Origin of the sequence: Klebsiella indica (assembly GCF_005860775.1) — a bacterium.
GTDB classification, from domain to species: Bacteria; Pseudomonadota; Gammaproteobacteria; order Enterobacterales; family Enterobacteriaceae; genus Klebsiella; species Klebsiella indica.
This window is the reverse complement of the sequence record NZ_VCHQ01000038.1, coordinates 1-17823: the sequence shown is the minus strand read 5'-3', so window position 1 is coordinate 17823 and position 17823 is coordinate 1. Positions and strand designations below refer to the sequence as shown.

General features: G+C 51.7%; 18 protein-coding genes, 1 rRNA gene and 1 other annotated feature. Of the genes, 12 read left to right on the top strand and 7 right to left on the bottom strand.

The annotated features are described in order from the left end of the window. The first annotated feature begins 114 nt into the window (after positions 1 to 114). From ffh to rplS, 5 genes are all read left to right on the top strand, one after another. Positions 115 to 1479, top strand: a complete 1365-nt coding sequence (gene ffh / locus FE839_RS23250) for a signal recognition particle protein (protein WP_138363099.1) — start codon at positions 115 to 117, stop codon at positions 1477 to 1479. Positions 1480 to 1716: 237 nt separating this feature from the next. Then, positions 1717 to 1965, top strand: coding sequence for a 30S ribosomal protein S16 (rpsP, locus tag FE839_RS23245; protein WP_138363098.1), 249 nt, complete (start codon positions 1717 to 1719; stop codon positions 1963 to 1965). 18 nt (positions 1966 to 1983) lie between these two features. Beyond that, positions 1984 to 2532, top strand: a complete 549-nt coding sequence (rimM, locus tag FE839_RS23240; RefSeq protein WP_138363097.1) for a ribosome maturation factor RimM — start codon at positions 1984 to 1986, stop codon at positions 2530 to 2532. A 46-nt stretch (positions 2533 to 2578) separates the two neighbouring features. Then, positions 2579 to 3346 carry a tRNA (guanosine(37)-N1)-methyltransferase TrmD gene (gene trmD / locus FE839_RS23235; RefSeq protein ID WP_138363096.1) on the top strand — a complete coding sequence of 256 codons (768 nt, stop codon included), beginning with the start codon at positions 2579 to 2581 and terminating at the stop codon, positions 3344 to 3346. Between the two features lie 44 nt (positions 3347 to 3390). Further along, positions 3391 to 3738, top strand: coding sequence for a 50S ribosomal protein L19 (gene rplS / locus FE839_RS23230; RefSeq protein ID WP_000065253.1), 348 nt, complete (start codon positions 3391 to 3393; stop codon positions 3736 to 3738). A 167-nt stretch (positions 3739 to 3905) separates the two neighbouring features. On the opposite strand, the gene FE839_RS23225 is transcribed toward rplS, so the two are convergent. Genes FE839_RS23225 through yfiR form a run of 3 tightly spaced genes read right to left on the bottom strand, consistent with a single transcriptional unit; the run spans position 3906 to position 6125 of the window. Continuing rightward, entirely contained in the window at positions 3906 to 4388 is a 483-nt protein-coding gene (locus FE839_RS23225; RefSeq protein ID WP_138363095.1) for an OmpA family protein, read from the bottom strand. Positions 4389 to 4399: 11 nt separating this feature from the next. Further along, positions 4400 to 5623 (bottom strand): diguanylate cyclase DgcN/YfiN, encoded by a 1224-nt coding sequence (dgcN, locus tag FE839_RS23220; protein WP_138363094.1) that lies wholly within the window; start codon positions 5621 to 5623, stop codon positions 4400 to 4402. Then, positions 5616 to 6125: a regulatory sequestration protein YfiR gene (yfiR, locus tag FE839_RS23215; protein WP_138363093.1), complete on the bottom strand. Its 510-nt coding sequence runs from the start codon at positions 6123 to 6125 to the stop codon at positions 5616 to 5618. The genes dgcN and yfiR overlap by 8 nt, the downstream gene beginning before the upstream one ends. 340 nt (positions 6126 to 6465) lie before the next feature. On the opposite strand from yfiR, the gene aroF reads away from it, so the two are divergent. The 3 genes from aroF to FE839_RS23200 all read left to right on the top strand — a co-directional run bounded on the left by aroF (position 6466) and on the right by FE839_RS23200 (position 9607). Then, complete coding sequence (aroF, locus tag FE839_RS23210; protein WP_138363092.1) at positions 6466 to 7536, top strand: 3-deoxy-7-phosphoheptulonate synthase AroF; 1071 nt, start codon at positions 6466 to 6468, stop codon at positions 7534 to 7536. Positions 7537 to 7545: 9 nt separating this feature from the next. Next, positions 7546 to 8667, top strand: coding sequence for a bifunctional chorismate mutase/prephenate dehydrogenase (tyrA, locus tag FE839_RS23205; RefSeq protein ID WP_138363091.1), 1122 nt, complete (start codon positions 7546 to 7548; stop codon positions 8665 to 8667). A 67-nt stretch (positions 8668 to 8734) separates the two neighbouring features. Further along, entirely contained in the window at positions 8735 to 9607 is an 873-nt protein-coding gene (locus tag FE839_RS23200) for an SMP-30/gluconolactonase/LRE family protein (protein ID WP_138363090.1), read from the top strand. Here the strand turns inward: FE839_RS23200 and pheA are convergent. The 4 genes from pheA to bamD form a co-directional block, all read right to left on the bottom strand. Continuing rightward, complete coding sequence (gene pheA / locus FE839_RS23195) at positions 9604 to 10764, bottom strand: bifunctional chorismate mutase/prephenate dehydratase (RefSeq protein ID WP_138363089.1); 1161 nt, start codon at positions 10762 to 10764, stop codon at positions 9604 to 9606. The two genes, FE839_RS23200 and pheA, sit on opposite strands and share 4 nt — an antisense overlap. A 30-nt stretch (positions 10765 to 10794) precedes the next feature. Beyond that, positions 10795 to 10919, bottom strand: a sequence feature (Phe leader region). Further along, the gene (pheL, locus tag FE839_RS23190; RefSeq protein WP_101706155.1) at positions 10871 to 10918 is read right to left on the bottom strand and encodes a pheA operon leader peptide PheL; all 48 of its coding nucleotides are present in this window, start codon (positions 10916 to 10918) and stop codon (positions 10871 to 10873) included. (Overlaps the previous feature by 48 nt.) 105 nt (positions 10920 to 11024) lie before the next feature. Then, positions 11025 to 11360: a ribosome-associated translation inhibitor RaiA gene (gene raiA, locus FE839_RS23185; protein ID WP_138363088.1), complete on the bottom strand. Its 336-nt coding sequence runs from the start codon at positions 11358 to 11360 to the stop codon at positions 11025 to 11027. A 468-nt stretch (positions 11361 to 11828) separates the two neighbouring features. Continuing rightward, complete coding sequence (gene bamD, locus FE839_RS23180) at positions 11829 to 12566, bottom strand: outer membrane protein assembly factor BamD (RefSeq protein ID WP_138363087.1); 738 nt, start codon at positions 12564 to 12566, stop codon at positions 11829 to 11831. A gap of 131 nt (positions 12567 to 12697) precedes the next feature. Here bamD and rluD point away from each other — a divergent pair, with 131 nt between their 5' ends. The 4 genes from rluD to FE839_RS23160 all read left to right on the top strand — a co-directional run. Then, positions 12698 to 13678: a 23S rRNA pseudouridine(1911/1915/1917) synthase RluD gene (rluD, locus tag FE839_RS23175; protein ID WP_138363086.1), complete on the top strand. Its 981-nt coding sequence runs from the start codon at positions 12698 to 12700 to the stop codon at positions 13676 to 13678. Next, positions 13675 to 14406, top strand: a complete 732-nt coding sequence (yfiH, locus tag FE839_RS23170; protein ID WP_138363085.1) for a purine nucleoside phosphorylase YfiH — start codon at positions 13675 to 13677, stop codon at positions 14404 to 14406. The genes rluD and yfiH overlap by 4 nt, the downstream gene beginning before the upstream one ends. Positions 14407 to 14533: 127 nt before the next feature. Then, positions 14534 to 17107, top strand: a complete 2574-nt coding sequence (gene clpB, locus FE839_RS23165; protein ID WP_138363084.1) for an ATP-dependent chaperone ClpB — start codon at positions 14534 to 14536, stop codon at positions 17105 to 17107. 428 nt (positions 17108 to 17535) lie between these two features. Next, positions 17536 to 17823 (top strand): 16S ribosomal RNA (locus FE839_RS23160); the annotation flags it as partial.

The window sequence follows — 17823 nt, the reverse complement described above, 5'->3', positions numbered from 1 at the left end:
GACTCTGGCTCCAACCGTTGCAGCACATTCGCGTTGATGTCGTGTTATACTGCGGCCATTCCGTATTTTTGTGTCGCTGCGGCGACCGACCGTTTCCACCTCAGGCGAGAGACAATGTTTGATAATTTAACCGATCGTTTGTCGCGTACGCTGCGCAACATTAGCGGCCGTGGACGCCTCACCGAAGACAATATTAAAGACACCCTGCGCGAAGTGCGCATGGCGCTGCTGGAGGCGGACGTCGCGCTGCCTGTGGTTCGTGACTTCATCAACCGCGTGAAAGAGCGCGCGGTCGGCCATGAAGTTAACAAAAGCCTGACGCCAGGCCAGGAGTTCGTCAAAATCGTTCGCAACGAGCTGGTTGCGGCGATGGGCGAAGAGAATCAGGCGCTGGATTTAGCCGCACAGCCGCCAGCCGTGGTGTTGATGGCCGGCTTGCAGGGGGCGGGTAAAACGACCAGCGTCGCTAAGCTGGGTAAATTCCTGCGTGAAAAGCATAAAAAGAAAGTGCTGGTTGTTTCTGCCGACGTGTATCGTCCAGCGGCAATTAAACAGCTGGAAACGCTGGCCGAACAGGTTAGCGTCGATTTCTTCCCATCGGATGTTGGTCAGAAACCGGTTGATATTGTTAATGCCGCGCTGAAAGAGGCAAAGCTTAAATTCTACGATGTGCTGCTGGTGGATACCGCCGGTCGTCTGCATGTTGATGAAGCGATGATGGACGAGATAAAACAAGTCCATGCGTCTCTGAATCCAGTAGAAACCCTGTTTGTCGTCGATGCGATGACCGGGCAGGATGCGGCGAACACGGCGAAGGCGTTTAACGAAGCGCTGCCGCTGACCGGCGTTGTGCTGACCAAAGTTGATGGCGATGCCCGCGGCGGCGCGGCGCTGTCGATTCGTCATATCACCGGCAAGCCAATTAAATTCCTCGGCGTAGGCGAGAAAACCGAAGCGCTGGAGCCGTTCCATCCGGACCGTATCGCTTCTCGTATTCTCGGCATGGGCGACGTTCTGTCGCTGATCGAAGATATCGAAAGTAAAGTCGATCGTGCTCAGGCCGAGAAGCTGGCCTCTAAGCTGAAAAAAGGTGACGGTTTCGATCTGACCGATTTCCTTGAACAGTTGCGTCAGATGAAAAACATGGGGGGGATGGCCAGCCTGATGGGCAAACTGCCGGGCATGGGGCAACTCCCGGATAACGTTAAAGCGCAGATGGATGACAAGGTTCTGGTGCGTATGGAAGCGATCATCAATTCGATGACGCTGAAAGAGCGCGCGAAGCCGGAAATCATTAAAGGTTCGCGCAAGCGCCGTATTGCCGCGGGTTGCGGAATGCAGGTGCAGGATGTGAACCGCCTTCTGAAGCAGTTTGACGATATGCAGCGCATGATGAAGAAAATGAAGTCGAAAGGCGGCATGATGAAAATGATGCGCGGCATGAAGGGTATGATGCCGCCTGGCTTCCCTGGCCGCTAATACGCTTCATAATTCAAGCCGCAGATGCGTTGGCTGCGTTCGTTCACCCCGGTCACGTACTTGTGTACGCTCCCGGGGATTTACTCACTTGCCGCCTTCCTGCAACTCGAATTATTTAGCGTATGTAGTTTTGAATTGATTTTTGCACAGAAATCAGTAAAATTTTCGGGCTTTTAATATGACGCCGGGCTCCGTTCCTCGATGGGGCCCGGTGTTTTATTCACACAAGAGGATGTTATGGTTACTATTCGTTTAGCACGTCACGGCGCGAAAAAGCGTCCGTTCTACCAGGTTGTTGTTACCGACAGCCGTAATGCACGCAACGGTCGCTTTATTGAGCGCGTTGGCTTCTTCAACCCAATCGCTTCTGCGAACGAAGAAGGCACTCGTCTGAATCTGGATCGTATCGCTCACTGGGTTGGCCAGGGCGCGACCGTTTCCGATCGCGTAGCTGCGCTGATCAAAGCCGCTAACAAAGCAGCTTAATCTGTCACGGTGGTCATGATGAGCAAGCAACACACCGCACAAGCACCTGTTGATCCGATTGTATTGGGCAAGATGGGTTCTTCCTACGGTATCCGTGGTTGGCTCAGAGTGTTTTCCTCCACCGAAGACGCCGAAAGCATTTTTGACTATCAGCCCTGGGTAATCCAGAAGGCGGGTCAGTGGCAGGTCGTTGAGCTGGAAAGCTGGCGTCACCACAATCAGGATATCATCATCAAGCTGAAAGGCGTTGATGATCGCGATGCCGCGAATCTATTGACCAATTGCGAAATTGTCGTGGATTCTTCGCAGTTGCCTGCGCTGGAAGAGGGTGATTATTACTGGAAAGACCTGATGGGCTGCCAGGTAGTAACCACTGGAGGCTATAGCCTCGGTAAAGTCGTCGATATGATGGAAACCGGGTCTAATGACGTTCTCGTCATCAAGGCAAGCCTGAAAGATGCATTTGGTATCAAGGAGCGGTTGGTTCCGTTCCTCGATGGGCAGGTTATCAAGAAAGTCGATCTCACTACTCGTACAATCGAAGTAGACTGGGATCCTGGTTTTTAAATTCTCCGGATAAACGGTAACAAAACGGCACTATGGGGATTGGCTTGTGTTTATAGGTATCGTTAGCCTGTTTCCTGAAATGTTTCGCGCAATTACCGATTACGGGGTAACTGGCCGGGCAGTAAAAAATGGCCTGCTGAACATCCAGAGCTGGAGTCCTCGTGACTTCGCGCATGATCGGCACCGTACCGTGGACGATCGTCCATATGGCGGCGGGCCGGGGATGTTAATGATGGTGCAACCCTTGCGGGACGCCATTCATGCAGCAAAAGACGCGGCAGGTGAAGGTGCAAAGGTGATTTATCTTTCACCTCAGGGGCGCAAGCTTGATCAAGCAGGCGTCAGCGAGCTGGCAAGCAATCAGAAACTGATTCTGGTATGTGGTCGCTACGAAGGTGTAGATGAGCGCGTAATTCAGACCGAGATTGACGAAGAATGGTCAATCGGCGATTACGTTCTCAGCGGTGGAGAGTTACCGGCAATGACGCTGATTGATTCCGTTTCCCGGTTTATACCGGGTGTTCTGGGTCATGAAGCTTCAGCAATTGAAGATTCTTTTGCTGATGGATTGCTGGATTGTCCACACTATACGCGTCCTGAAGTGTTGGAAGGTATGGACGTTCCGTCGGTGTTGTTGTCGGGAAACCATGCTGAGATACGTCGCTGGCGCCTGAAGCAGTCGCTGGGCCGGACCTGGCTTAGAAGACCTGAACTTTTGGAAAACCTGGCTCTGACTGAAGAGCAAGCAAGGTTGCTGGCGGAGTTCAAAACGGAACACGCACAACAGCAACATAAACATGATGGGCAAGCGTAATACGCTCCCGATATATCAGTTTACCCAGGATAAGAGATTAAATTATGAGCAACATTATTAAGCAACTTGAACAAGAGCAGATGAAGCAGGACGTACCTTCCTTCCGTCCGGGTGATACCGTGGAAGTGAAAGTATGGGTTGTTGAAGGTTCCAAAAAACGTCTGCAGGCATTCGAGGGCGTGGTTATCGCTATTCGTAACCGCGGTCTGCACTCTGCATTCACTGTTCGCAAAATTTCCAACGGCGAAGGCGTTGAGCGTGTCTTCCAGACTCACTCTCCGGTTGTTGACAGCATTTCTGTTAAACGTCGTGGTGCTGTGCGTAAAGCTAAACTGTACTACCTGCGTGAGCGTACCGGTAAGGCTGCTCGTATTAAAGAGCGTCTTAACTAAGATTCGCTTTCGCGACATCCTGAATAAAAGGGCTGGCCTGCAGGCTGGCCCTTTTTTTACCGTTAGCTGAACCCTTCATGGCGTGTGGCTTACTGACGATATCGCGCCATGTGCAGAGACGATAGTCAGCACACCCTTTTACAGGTTAGATCAAGCGATTAAAGAGTTTAAGGTGTACTGATAATCACCGTGACGCGGCGGTTTTCTGCGCGCCCTTTTGCGGTATCGTTGCTGGCGATAGGGTATTTTTTCCCGAGTCCGCGCGTAGTCAAATTTGCTCGCGGGATATTTGCACCTTCGGCCCAGGCATCCGCTACGCTGTCAGCACGCTTAAGCGATAACATTTCGTTGTAGCTATCCTCACCGTAATTGTCAGTATGCCCCTCCAGACGACTGTGGGTAATACCCGTGGCGGCCAGACGTGATGCCATCGTATGAATTTTTGTTTTACTGTCGGCGCGCAAATGGTAGTCGTTTTTATCGAATAAAATGGCATCCGATAATCCTAATAACCAGCCACCGTTGGTCTCAGTGAAGCCGTATGATTTCATGGCTGCAATCTGCTCCGGAGAGAATTTACCTTGTGGGGCCTGGCAACTGGTGAGAAACAGTATGGCCAGTAACGCGGAAGCAAAATATTTCCCGATCATTGTGACTCCTTTTATTTTTGTGTTTGCTGTAAACGCTGGTTTTTCATCCGATACATATTTTGATCGGCAAGCTCTTGTAGTGTTTCTGCGCAGTCGTGTTCCCAGGTTAACGCATAACCAATACTCAGTGACAGCCTGGCGGTGTGGCCGTTTTGGAGATTAAACGGCGGGAGAAACTGCTCGGATAATGCATCGCAGAGCACCTGAACTTCGGCTTCAGTGCGAACTCCTCGCAGCAGAATGGCAAACTCATCGCCCCCCAGACGCCATGCCTGGTGCTGTTTGCCGACAAAGGCCATCAGGCGTCTGGCAACGTCGATTAAAACGTTGTCCCCTGCCGCATGACCCCAGTTATCGTTAATGCGTTTGAAGTTATCGCCATCAAGAAATAATAATGCAGAGCAATTATGTCTGGTTTTGTCTTTCATCAACGCAGTAATGGCATTACAAAAATCCGCTCTGTTAGCCAGTCCGGTTAACGGATCGAGTAATGAACTGCGCAGGAGCTGGGCATTTTTGGCCTGTAGTTGTTGCTGCCAGTCCTCCATTTCTCCCAGCAGGCTATTAAAATCCTGGGCAAACAGGTGAAATTCTTCAATGCGTTCTTCGGGAACCCGGCGGGAGAAATGACGATTTTTGCGAATATCGTGTACCACTTCAGTAATATTTTGCAATGCGCTCACAATGCCGCGATGCAGCGAGTGGGTAAGGAGTAATGCGATACAGGACGCGAAAAAAATACTCCCGGTTAAAACCACAATTGCGATGCCGAGAAAGTGGCTTATCAGTTTGTCCAGCGCGGTCAGTCGGAGTTCGCCGATAATTTTCCCTTGATGCCAGATCGGTTGAACTGTGGGTTCCGGGAATAACCATTTACTGATCGTGTCGCTGATTTTTTCCTGGCTGACCAGATGATCGTTATTCCATGCTGCGAAGTCTCTTTGCTGCTTATCCAGTAAAACGGCCCTGGAGAATTGCCCCTGTTTACCCAGCTCGGCCAGCGTATCCCGGGCCGCGGAACTATCACCAAAAACAAGTGCGGCTTCCAGACTATGTCCCATTGTTGCAGCCGTCAGCTCAAGGTTTTTTTGCGCATATTGCTTGAGCGTAAATACCGATGCGGTGCTCAGCAGTAACCAGATTAGAGTCATAGAGATAACCACGCTAATCATGCTGATACGGCGTAGCGCTCGTTTAAATGTGGGGCGCGGGGCCTGAGACAAATCCTTATTCATGCGATGTTTTCCGGGCAAGCATCAGTACATCGGGATTAACCCGAACGCCGCTGTGCGTCAGTACATCCAGATTTACGGAAAATCTGACTCTCTCATTATTTATACGCAGACAAAAAGCACTGCCAATAGAGCAATCGGTATTTTGTTCCGCAATAAGCAATAGGGGGCGATTTCCATATCTAGCCGTAAATTCAGCCTGTTGTATTGGTGATTCACTGCCAAAATAAAAACCATCGCAAATCGTCTGTAAGGCTTCGTCAGTGTTACGAACAATCACGGGGTGATAAGGCAACATTTCCACAGATTCTTCAGCCAGGCTATGGATATAACGTGATGTCGAAAAAATACAGAGTCTGGGTGGGCCTGGTAACTGTGGCCAGCGTGTGTAAGACACAATGCCCGAAACGATAGTACGAACATTTTCAGACGGCCCGGAGGCAACAGCAGGGAGACCCACAAGAGATAATACTAAAGTCAAAAAGAGACGGTGAAGAACGGTCATTACGGTTCCGTCAGGTTGTCATAGCGTGGGGAATGCAGGTTGCTGATACCTGAGCGGAGGATAACATTATCGGTGAAAACCGTCATTAGCCACGCCTGCGGCTTTACGGTAATTTCTGCCAGGATTTTTAGTAAAGGAAGATAGGGTGGGTGGGGAATGCCAGAGGAATTCACTTTGGTGTAAATTAATGTTTACTAAAAAAGAGTGTTTTGTGCGACTAAATTGCTGGTGTAAATTAAAATTTACTGAATATGGATTGAAATCTTTACTTGGTATGGTATCGTTACCTCCTCCTCGCTGAGGAAATCACTATCGCAAACGAGCTATACAGGATCCAATCATGCAAAAAGACGCGCTGAACAATGTACACATTACCGACGAACAGGTTTTGATCACGCCGGATCAGTTGAAGGCCGAATTCCCCTTGAGTGTTGAGCAGGAAGCGCAGATCGCGCAGTCCCGGAAGACAATCTCAGACATTATTTCGGGTCGCGATCCGCGCCTGTTGGTGGTGTGTGGTCCTTGCTCAATTCACGATCCTGAAGCCGCGGTTGAATATGCTCGTCGTTTTAAAACCCTTGCCGCAGAGGTCAGCGATAGCCTCTATCTGGTCATGCGCGTCTATTTTGAGAAACCCCGTACCACCGTTGGCTGGAAAGGGCTGATTAACGATCCGCATATGGATGGCTCGTTTGATGTTGAAGGTGGCTTGAAGATTGCCCGTCATCTGCTGGTTGATCTGGTCAATATGGGGCTGCCATTGGCGACAGAAGCGCTGGATCCGAACAGTCCCCAGTATCTCGGCGATCTGTTTAGCTGGTCCGCAATTGGTGCGCGTACCACGGAATCCCAGACTCACCGTGAGATGGCCTCTGGCCTGTCAATGCCGGTCGGTTTCAAAAACGGTACCGATGGCAGCCTTGCAACGGCGATTAACGCGATGCGTGCCGCAGCCATGCCGCACCGTTTTGTTGGTATCAATCAGGCGGGGCAGGTCTGCCTGCTGCAAACCCAGGGCAATCCCAACGGTCATGTTATTCTGCGCGGTGGTAAAGCACCGAACTACGGCCCACAAGATGTCGCGGAATGCGAAAAAGAGATGATTCAGGCGGGACTGAAGCCTTCGCTGATGGTAGATTGCAGCCATGGGAATTCAAATAAAGACTTTCGCCGCCAGCCTGCGGTAGCAGAATCCGTTGTCGCACAGATTAAAGATGGTAATCGTTCCATTATTGGTCTGATGATTGAGAGCAATATCCATGAAGGTAACCAGTCCTCTGAGCAACCGCGTTGCGATATGAAGTATGGGGTCTCCGTAACGGATGCATGCATCAGTTGGGAAACCACCGAGGCGTTGCTCCGTGAAATTGATAAAGATCTGCGAGGCCATCTGGCGGCTCGTCTGGTGTAAGAGGATCATATGGTTGCTGAACTGACCGCGTTACGCGATCAAATAGATGAAGTCGATAAGGCGCTGCTGGCATTGCTGGCAAAGCGGCTGGAACTGGTGGCGGAAGTTGGAGAGGTTAAAAGCCAGTTTGGGTTGCCGATTTACGTCCCGGAGCGTGAATCCGCAATGTTAGCTTCCCGGCGTGAGGATGCTGTTGCCCTTGGGGTCCCGCCGGACCTGATCGAAGATGTTTTGCGTCGCGTGATGCGTGAGTCTTATTCCAGCGAAAATGATAAAGGCTTTAAGACGCTGTGTCCGACCCTGCGTCCGGTAGTGATTGTCGGCGGTGGCGGGCAAATGGGGCGTCTGTTTGAGAAGATGCTGACGCTTTCCGGGTACCAGGTGCGTATCCTGGAAAAAGACGACTGGTCACAGGCCGAGGCGATTGTTGCGGATGCCGGTATGGTTATCGTCAGCGTACCGATTCACAAGACGGTGGCGACGATTGCACAACTGCCACCGTTGCCTGCGGACTGTATTCTGGTCGATTTGGCCTCTGTTAAAGCAGAGCCGCTGCAGGCGATGCTGGCCGCGCATAAAGGGCCGGTGCTGGGGTTGCATCCGATGTTTGGTCCGGATAGCGGCAGCCTTGCGAAGCAGGTAGTCGTGTATTGCGATGGTCGTCAGCCGGAGGCTTACCAGTGGTTTCTGGAGCAAATTCAGGTCTGGGGAGCGCGTCTGCATCGTATCAGCGCCGTCGAACACGATCAGAATATGGCCTTTATTCAGGCGCTGCGCCACTTTGCGACATTTGCCTATGGCCTGCATCTGGCGGAAGAGAATGTGCGCATTGAGCAGCTTTTGGCGCTGTCGTCACCTATTTATCGTCTGGAGCTGGCGATGGTTGGCCGACTGTTCGCCCAGGATCCGCAGCTCTATGCTGATATCATTATGTCTTCGGAAAATAACCTCGCGCTGATAAAGCGTTACTATCGGCGTTTTGGGGAGGCGATTGGTCTGCTTGAGCAGGGCGACAAACAGGCGTTTATCGATAGCTTCCGTAAGGTTGAACACTGGTTTGGCGATTACGCCCAACGTTTCCAGAGCGAAAGCCGAACGCTGCTGCGCCAGGCAAATGATAATCGGCAGTAAGCCGTAAAACATGTATACAATAAAGCCAGAGGGGTTACCCGCTGGCTTTTTTTATAGGGATGAAAACATGGCTGAACCACAACCGCTGTTTGATTATGCCGGGTATCTGCCGGAATGCCCGACCTGGAGTGAAAGCGAACAGGCACTGTACTGGGCCGATATTATGGCGTGTGAGATTCACCGCTATGATGTGCATACTGGCGAGCATCAGGTACTGCAATTTCCCGAAGAAGTCGGCTGTTTTGCGATGCGCGAAAAGGGGGGATTTATTGTCGCTTTACGCAGCGCTATCTGGCTCACAGATGCGCATGGTCTGCTGCAGCGAAAAGTCTGCGATAACCCCAGTAATCCGCAACTGGCGCGCTTTAATGATGGTGGAACCGATCGTGATGGCCGCTTTTACGCGGGGACGTTCTGGGGGCCGGGGGATTTTAACGGCGCGCTCCTGATGCGTATCGATAATAGCCTCAGTCCACGGGTGATTCAGTGTGATATCCATGGCGCTAACGGTCTGGCATTTAGCGAAGACAAGCGCTGGATGTACACCTCGGATACGCCGAACGCCGTTATTTATCGCACAGCGCTGGACGGGCAAGGGGAGCCTGGTAAACGCGAGGTTATGCATCGCTTCGTTGCGGGAGAAGGGATCCCGGATGGCGCTGCTATTGATAGCGAAGGGTGCTACTGGAGCGCGATGTTTGATGGCTGGCGCGTTGCACGCTTTTCAGCAACCGGCGAACAACTGGAAGAGTATCGTTTGCCCGTTCGCTGCCCTACGATGGTCTGTTTCGGCGGCGCAGACATGAAAACGCTTTATATCACTACCACGCGGGAGAATATGGATGCCGATGAAGTGGCGAAGTATCCGCTTTCCGGGGCAATCTTCACCCTGCCGGTTTCTGTGGCAGGAATGAAGAAATTGCCGTTTCGTGAACGTTAAACCGGATCAACCGGCACCACGTTTTCGCTGGGGTAGCAGCCCAGCACTTTCATGGAGCGGGTTATTTCGGTCAGCTCTTTCAGCGCCTTGCGCATGGCTATTGATTGCAGATTGGCCTGAATATCCAGATAAAACATCTCTTCCCACGGATTGCCGTGAATCGGGCGAGATTCCAGCTTGGTCATGATCAGATTGTGATTGCGCAATACCAGTAGCGCCTCTACCAGCGCACCGGCCTGTTGGCCAGTGGCCATCAGCAGCGTGGTTTTTGCCGGCACCTGGCTGGAAACCTCCACCGCTTTGCGCGCCAGAACCAGGAATCGGGTGATGTTTTGTGCCTGGTTAGCCAGGCAATGTTCCAGCACCTGTAAGCCATGAAGCGCTCCGCCGGCTTCGCTGCCCAGAGCGGCAACGGTCGGCGAGTTAGCCTGCGCCACTTTTTCCATTGCTGAGGAGGTGCTGTCGGTATACTCAATGTTCCAGTGCGGATAGCGGCTAAGATACTGGCTACACTGCTGGAACGGCTGCGGGTGGCTGTAGACGGTCGTAATTTGCTGGGCATTGGTTGATGTTGAGACCAGCACGCAGTGATCGATAGGCAGAGTCAGTTCGCCGACGATAGACAGGCTGGTGTGCTGCAGAAGGTCGTAAACATCATTGATGCCGCCGGAGCTGGTGTTTTCAATCGGCACGACGGCATAGTCAGCCTGCCCGGTTTCCACTTGCTCAAAGATATCGGCGAACTTGGCACAGCCGCTTTCGATAAACTGTTCGAAGTGGCGGGCGGCATACTGGCGGGCCGCAAGATGCGAGTATGAACCTTTGGGGCCAAGAAACGCCACGCGTGCGGAGTGTGGATTAATTTTATTCAGGCGCTGTTGTAGCAGGGTTTGTTGGGTAAGAACCGAGTCTTCAATGATCAACTGAAACAGGCGCGTAATGTAATGCGCATCGAGATGGTGGTTTTTCCCCAGGGCCATCAGATGTTCCAGTAGGTCGCGCTCCCGGTCGATATCGCGCACCGGACGATGCGACGCCAGCTTGGCCTTACCGACCTCGACGGCCAGGCTACGGCGTTCCGCCAGCAGCGCAAGCAGCTTTTCATCCAGAGCGCTTATCTTATCGCGTAAGGCCAGTAATGGGTTTTCCTCGGTCATATGTGTTGCCTTTCTTGTTATCGAATATCAATAAAAAAGGCCTCCCGCGTGGGAGGCCTTGTTGTTCGTCTTCGCATTCTTTATCACACGACGAATTGCCTCCCATTCAGGGGAAGGTAAAAAAGAATGCGAAGAAAAACGGGATCAATTTCACGATGAATTCCTTGAGTCAGTGGGATTACAGTACCTGCACTGTTTTCTCTCTGTCAATAAAAAACGCGCCCGAAGGCGCGTTGCATTACACAAACTTAAGTTAAGGATTACTCTTCTTCTTCCACAAAGCCTGCCTCTTTCACCGATGTTACGGCGCGGCGGGCTTCCCCTTTGTGTTGCACTTTATTCAGCTGCCGTTCCAGCTTGTTGATCAATTCATTGATGGCGGCATACATATCTTCGTGCCGCGCGCTGGCAACCAGATGGCCGTTCGGCGTATTGATAGTTGCATCAGCGATAAAACCCTGCGGTTCCTTAGACAAGATGATGTGCGGGTTAATTAAATGAGTTTGCCATTTATCAAGTTTGGCGAGACGGTCTGCGACGTGTTGGCGAATTGCCGGAGTAATTTCCATTTGTTTACTGGTAATGTTCATTGTCATAAATTTTACCTCTTGTCTTTCCCGTCTTGGTGAATTCAGCATACCGCGCCTAATGTCAAAAATCGTGAGTTAAATCACATTTTATTGTCACTTTTTGTCAACGAATTTGTTTTGTGAGTCAGGACAGGAACGGGGGAGATTTTGCTTGTCGAACGCAGGAAAGAGGGCCATATTTGATGGGTTAACTCAGCACTAAACCGCTTCAGCTCACGCTGACATGCACATAAAAACGGCAGCCAAAAGGCTGCCGTTCAGATTGCTGACAAAGTGTGTTTTTCCGGAATTGCCCGGCGGCGCTTCGCTTGCGCGGGCCTACGAAAAACCCATAACATGATGATATTATTGGTTTTACATGCCAGGTAAAGCGATAGCCGCCACCCGGCAGAAATGCGAGCACAATATCTAAATCAGGTTTGTCATCAGCCTCAACGGCAGCCAAAAGGCTGCCGTTTGGCTTATTTACCGGAATCAGGTGTTTTTGCTGTTTGCCGCAATGATTTTCGCGACCTTGTCGGCCTCCGCATTCATTTGCATCTGGCGATAAGCATTTTCCATCTTCGGCAATGCATCACGGGTGGCCTGGGTATCCGGATAGTTACGCAGCATACCCTCTACGCGGTTGACAACCGCGACCCATGCGCCGCGATCGGTGTAGTAATTCACGACGGACAGCTCGTACTTCGCCAGACGATCTTTCAGATAGACCATACGTTTGTAGGCATCGGTTGCATACTGGCTGTTTGGATAGCCACGAACCAGTTTGGAGAAGTCGTTGAAGGCATCGCGCGCGTGCTGCGGGTCGCGGTCAGAGCGATCGACACCGAAGAAGCCCTGCAGCGCACTGTCATCCAGCGCCATATTTGTCAAACCACGCATATAAATGACGTAATCAATGTTAGGATGCGTAGGGTTCAGGCGCATAAAACGATCGATGGCTGCCTGCGCCAGCGGCAGGTCGGCATTTTTGTAGTATGCATAAATCAGATCCAACTGTACCTGTTGGGAATAAGGGCCGAAGGGATAACGGTTATCCAACGCTTCCAGTTGCGTTATTGCCTGTTTCCAGTTACCGTCCTGCAGCTTTTGCTGAGCGGTCGCGTAGATCTCATTCGGCGGATTATCGGGCACCTCTTCCTTTGAGCCAGAGCAACCCACCAAAGCCAGGCTCAGTGTGGCTGCTGCCACCAGGTATTTCATGCGCGTCATGACGTTTTGACTTCCTCAAAATGTTTATGCGGGAGAATCTCGGTTCCTGCTCCCGATTAAGACCAGCTACAATAGCACACTATATTAAACGGCAAAGCCGTAAAACCCAACGTTAAACGAAGAAGCTGTATATGGCACAACGAGTACAACTCAACGCAACGGTATCCGAAAACCAACTCGGTCAACGCTTAGATCAGGCTTTGGCCGAATTGTTCCCGGATTATTCGCGTTCGCGCATAAAAGAATGGATCCTTGACCAGAGAGTGCTGGTTAACGGCAATGTCAGCGACAAGCCGAAAGAGAAAGTACTGGGGGGAGAGACCGTTTCTGTCGATGTTGAAATCGAAGAAGAGGTTCGTTTCCAGCCGCAGGATATTCCGCTCAATATCGTTTATGAAGATGATGACATCCTCGTAATTAATAAACCGCGTGATTTGGTTGTCCATCCCGGCGCGGGCAATCCTGACGGTACTGTGCTGAATGCGCTGTTGCACTACTATCCGGCTATTGCTGATGTGCCGCGAGCGGGGATTGTGCACCGCCTGGATAAAGATACCACCGGGTTGATGGTGGTAGCGAAAACTATCCCGGCGCAAACCCGGCTGGTGGAGTCCCTGCAACTGCGTGAAATCACCCGTGAGTATGAAGCGGTGGCGATTGGTCACATGACCGCAGGCGGAACGGTTGAAGAGCCGATCAGCCGCCATCCGACCAAGCGTACGCATATGGCTGTGCACCCAATGGGCAAACCAGCGGTGACCCATTATCGGATTATGGAGCATTTTCGCATTCATACGCGTTTGCGTCTGCGTCTGGAAACTGGCCGTACGCACCAGATTCGCGTGCATATGGCGCATATCACCCATCCGCTGGTGGGCGATCCTGTCTACGGGGGGCGTCCGCGTCCGCCGAAAGGCGCGTCGGAAGCGTTTATTACGGCGTTGCGTAAATTTGATCGTCAGGCGCTGCATGCGACGATGTTGCGCTTATACCACCCGATCAGCGGCATTGAGATGGAATGGCATGCGCCCATCCCGCAGGATATGGTTGATTTGATTGACGCCATGCGTGCCGATTTTGACGCTCACAAAGATGATATCGACTGGCTATGACTAAACTGATTGTACCGCAATGGCCGATGCCGAAAGGCGTGGCTGCCTGTAGTTCCACGCGCGTTGGCGGGGTTAGTCTGTCGCCATACGCTTCACTCAACCTTGGCGCTCATTGCGGAGACAATCAGCAGCTCGTAGAAGAGAATCGTCGGCGCATGTTTGCCGCTGGCGGCTTGCCGTCATACCCCGTGTGGCTGGAGCAGGTTCACGGCACGGCCGTGTTGAAACTCGATGGCGGGCCATATGCGTCAAAGCGAGCGGATGCTTCATACTGCAATGTGCCAGGCACAGTATGTGCGGTGATGACCGCCGATTGCCTGCCGGTGCTGTTTTGTAATCGCGCAGGTACCGAAGTCGCGGCGGCTCATGCCGGCTGGCGCGGTTTATGTGCAGGCGTTCTGGAAGAAACCGTCGCCTGCTTTGCCGATAAGCCGGAAAATATTATGGCCTGGCTTGGGCCTGCTATTGGGCCGGATGCGTTTGAAGTTGGCCCCGAAGTGCGTGAAGCCTTTATGGCAAAGGATTTACAGGCGGAAAGCGCATTTCGTCCCGCGGGTGAAAAGTATTTTGCTGATATCTACCATCTGGCCCGTCAGCGTCTGGCGAATGTTGGCGTGGCGCAAATTTTTGGTGGCGATCGCTGTACCTTTAGCGAAAAGGATGAATTTTTCTCTTATCGTCGCGACAGAACGACAGGTCGTATGGCAAGTTTTATCTGGCTGATATAACCTGCCGAGCTAAGACGATCCAGAAGGCAAACTTATTTTTGCATAGTTCAGGTCTTTAACCTTGAATAATTGAGGGATGACCTCATTTAATCTCCAGTAGCAAATTTGACCTGTTATGGGAGGAGTTATGCGTCTGGATCGTCTTACCAATAAATTCCAGCTTGCTCTTGCCGATGCCCAGTCGCTTGCACTTGGGCACGACAACCAGTTTATCGAACCTCTTCATCTAATGAGCGCCTTGCTGAATCAGGAAGGGGGATCGGTACGTCCATTATTAACTTCGGCAGGTATTAATGCCGGGGAATTACACAGCAAAATTGAACAGGCGCTGAGCCGTTTGCCACAGGTGGAAGGCACTGGTGGCGATGTTCAGCCATCTCAGGATTTAGTACGTATCCTGAACCTTTGCGACAAGCTGGCGCAAAAGAGAAAAGACAACTTTATTTCGTCAGAGCTATTTGTTCTGGCGGCGCTTGAATCACGCGGTACGCTGACCGACCTTTTAAAATCCGCCGGGGCAACAACCGCCAGTGTGAGTCAGGCGATTGAACAAATGCGCGGAGGTGAAAGCGTGAACGATCAGGGGGCCGAAGACCAACGTCAGGCATTGAAAAAATTTACCATCGATCTGACCGAGCGTGCCGAGCAGGGCAAGCTTGATCCGGTGATTGGCCGTGATGAAGAGATACGGCGTACAATTCAGGTTCTGCAGCGTCGTACCAAAAATAACCCGGTGCTGATTGGTGAGCCAGGGGTAGGTAAAACGGCCATCGTTGAAGGGCTGGCGCAGCGGATCGTCAATGGCGAAGTCCCGGAAGGGCTGAAGGGCCGTCGGGTGCTGGCGCTGGATATGGGCTCGCTGGTTGCGGGCGCCAAGTACCGCGGTGAATTTGAAGAGCGCTTAAAAGGCGTGCTGAACGACCTCTCTAAGCAAGAAGGTAACGTTATTCTGTTTATCGATGAATTGCACACCATGGTTGGAGCGGGTAAAGCGGACGGCGCGATGGATGCCGGGAACATGCTGAAACCGGCTCTGGCGCGTGGGGAACTGCACTGCGTGGGCGCCACGACGCTGGACGAATATCGTCAGTATATTGAGAAAGATGCCGCGCTGGAACGTCGTTTCCAGAAAGTATTTGTCGCCGAACCGACGGTTGAAGATACCATCGCCATCCTGCGTGGCCTGAAGGAACGCTACGAACTGCATCACCATGTGCAGATCACTGACCCGGCGATTGTGGCGGCGGCCACGTTGTCTCATCGTTATATCGCCGACCGTCAGTTGCCGGATAAAGCTATCGATCTGATCGACGAAGCGGCATCCAGCATCCGTATGCAGATTGACTCTAAACCGGAAGAACTTGACAGGCTTGACCGCCGTATTATCCAGCTCAAGCTGGAACAGCAGGCGCTGAAGAAAGAGTCGGATGAAGCCAGTATCAAGCGACTGGATATGCTCAATGACGAGCTGGCGGATAAAGAACGTCAATATTCGGTATTGGAAGAAGAGTGGAAGGCGGAAAAAGCCTCGCTTTCCGGGACCCAGACGATTAAAGCTGAGCTGGAGCAGGCCAAAATCGCTATTGAGCAGGCGCGTCGTGTTGGCGATCTGGGGCGGATGTCAGAGCTACAGTATGGCAAGATCCCGGAACTGGAAAAACAGCTGGCAGCAGCTACCCAGTCTGAAGGTAAGACCATGCGTCTGTTGCGTAACAAAGTCACCGATGCGGAAATCGCAGAAGTGCTGGCGCGCTGGACCGGCATTCCGGTAGCCAGAATGCTTGAAGGTGAGCGTGAGAAACTGCTACGTATGGAGCAGGACCTGCATAGCCGCGTCATTGGGCAGAACGAAGCGGTGGAAGCGGTATCGAATGCGATCCGCCGTAGCCGTGCCGGGTTATCCGATCCCAATCGTCCTATTGGCTCATTCCTGTTCCTTGGTCCTACGGGGGTGGGGAAAACGGAGCTCTGTAAAGCCCTGGCTAACTTTATGTTCGACAGCGACGATGCGATGGTGCGTATCGACATGTCCGAGTTTATGGAGAAACATTCCGTTTCGCGTCTTGTCGGGGCTCCTCCGGGATACGTTGGCTATGAAGAAGGCGGCTATCTGACTGAAGCGGTTCGTCGTCGTCCTTATTCCGTCATCCTGCTGGATGAAGTGGAAAAAGCGCACCCGGATGTGTTCAACATTCTGCTACAGGTACTGGACGATGGACGTTTGACTGACGGGCAGGGGAGAACGGTCGATTTCCGTAATACAGTGGTTATCATGACTTCGAACCTGGGGTCCGATCTGATTCAGGAACGTTTTGGCTCGTTGGATTACAGCCACATGAAAGAAATAGTGCTGGGTGTGGTTAGCCAGAACTTCCGTCCGGAGTTTATCAACCGTATTGATGAAGTTGTCGTCTTCCATCCATTGGGTGAAAAACACATTGCTTCTATTGCGCAGATTCAACTGCAACGGTTGTATAAACGTCTGGAAGAGCGTGGTTATGAAGTCCACATGTCTGATGATGCGCTGAAACTGTTAGGTGAAAACGGGTACGATCCGGTTTATGGCGCACGTCCGCTGAAACGTGCTATCCAGCAGCAGATTGAAAACCCGCTGGCGCAACAAATTCTTTCTGGTGAGCTTATCCCGGGTAAAGAAGTGCAATTAGTTGTGAAAAACGATCGGATAGTGGCAGTGCAGTAAATCACAAAACAGCAAAAACGGGCCCATTGGGCTCGTTTTTGCTTAAAAACCAGGCAATAATTTAATTCTGACGGGTGTTTTGGCTTAAAAATAAGCGGGTGGGCTTTTTTTTTAAAATACCCCTTGCCACATCAGAATTACTCCCTATAATGCGCCTCCACTGACACGGAACAACGGTGCACAAGCCGCCGGGTCAGCAGGGAAGGCTCTGAAAAACAGGGTTGACTCTGAATGAGGAAAGCGTATTATACGCCACCTCGCGACAGGCGCTAAGGCGCGTCGCAACTGCTCTTTAACAATTTATCAGACAATCTGTGTGGGCACTCAAAGTGACATGGATTCTTAACGTCTTCGGACAATAAATGAATACCAAGTCTCTGAGTGAACACGTAATTCATTACGAAGTTTAATTCACGAGCATCAAACTTAAATTGAAGAGTTTGATCATGGCTCAGATTGAACGCTGGCGGCAGGCCTAACACATGCAAGTCGAACGGTAGCACAGAGAGCTTGCTCTCGGGTGACGAGTGGCGGACGGGTGAGTAATGTCTGGGAAACTGCCCGATGGAGGGGGATAACTACTGGAAACGGTAGCTAATACCGCATAACGTCGCAAGACCAAAGAGGGGGACCTTAGGGCCTCTTGCCATCGGATGTGCCCAGATGGGATTAGCTTGTTGGTGAGGTAACGGCTCACCAAGGCGACGATCCCTAGC

Coding starts and splice junctions, on each gene's coding strand:
- clpB (WP_138363084.1), top strand. CDS start 14,534: ATGCGTCTGGATCGTCTTACCAATAAATTCCAGCTTGCTCTTGCCGAT.
- rplS (WP_000065253.1), top strand. CDS start 3,391: ATGAGCAACATTATTAAGCAACTTGAACAAGAGCAGATGAAGCAGGAC.
- pheA (WP_138363089.1), bottom strand. CDS start 10,764: ATGACCGAGGAAAACCCATTACTGGCCTTACGCGATAAGATAAGCGCT.
- yfiH (WP_138363085.1), top strand. CDS start 13,675: ATGACTAAACTGATTGTACCGCAATGGCCGATGCCGAAAGGCGTGGCT.
- rpsP (WP_138363098.1), top strand. CDS start 1,717: ATGGTTACTATTCGTTTAGCACGTCACGGCGCGAAAAAGCGTCCGTTC.
- rimM (WP_138363097.1), top strand. CDS start 1,984: ATGAGCAAGCAACACACCGCACAAGCACCTGTTGATCCGATTGTATTG.
- dgcN (WP_138363094.1), bottom strand. CDS start 5,623: ATGAATAAGGATTTGTCTCAGGCCCCGCGCCCCACATTTAAACGAGCG.
- raiA (WP_138363088.1), bottom strand. CDS start 11,360: ATGACAATGAACATTACCAGTAAACAAATGGAAATTACTCCGGCAATT.
- rluD (WP_138363086.1), top strand. CDS start 12,698: ATGGCACAACGAGTACAACTCAACGCAACGGTATCCGAAAACCAACTC.
- FE839_RS23225 (WP_138363095.1), bottom strand. CDS start 4,388: ATGATCGGGAAATATTTTGCTTCCGCGTTACTGGCCATACTGTTTCTC.
- ffh (WP_138363099.1), top strand. CDS start 115: ATGTTTGATAATTTAACCGATCGTTTGTCGCGTACGCTGCGCAACATT.
- FE839_RS23200 (WP_138363090.1), top strand. CDS start 8,735: ATGGCTGAACCACAACCGCTGTTTGATTATGCCGGGTATCTGCCGGAA.
- tyrA (WP_138363091.1), top strand. CDS start 7,546: ATGGTTGCTGAACTGACCGCGTTACGCGATCAAATAGATGAAGTCGAT.
- aroF (WP_138363092.1), top strand. CDS start 6,466: ATGCAAAAAGACGCGCTGAACAATGTACACATTACCGACGAACAGGTT.
- bamD (WP_138363087.1), bottom strand. CDS start 12,566: ATGACGCGCATGAAATACCTGGTGGCAGCAGCCACACTGAGCCTGGCT.
- yfiR (WP_138363093.1), bottom strand. CDS start 6,125: ATGACCGTTCTTCACCGTCTCTTTTTGACTTTAGTATTATCTCTTGTG.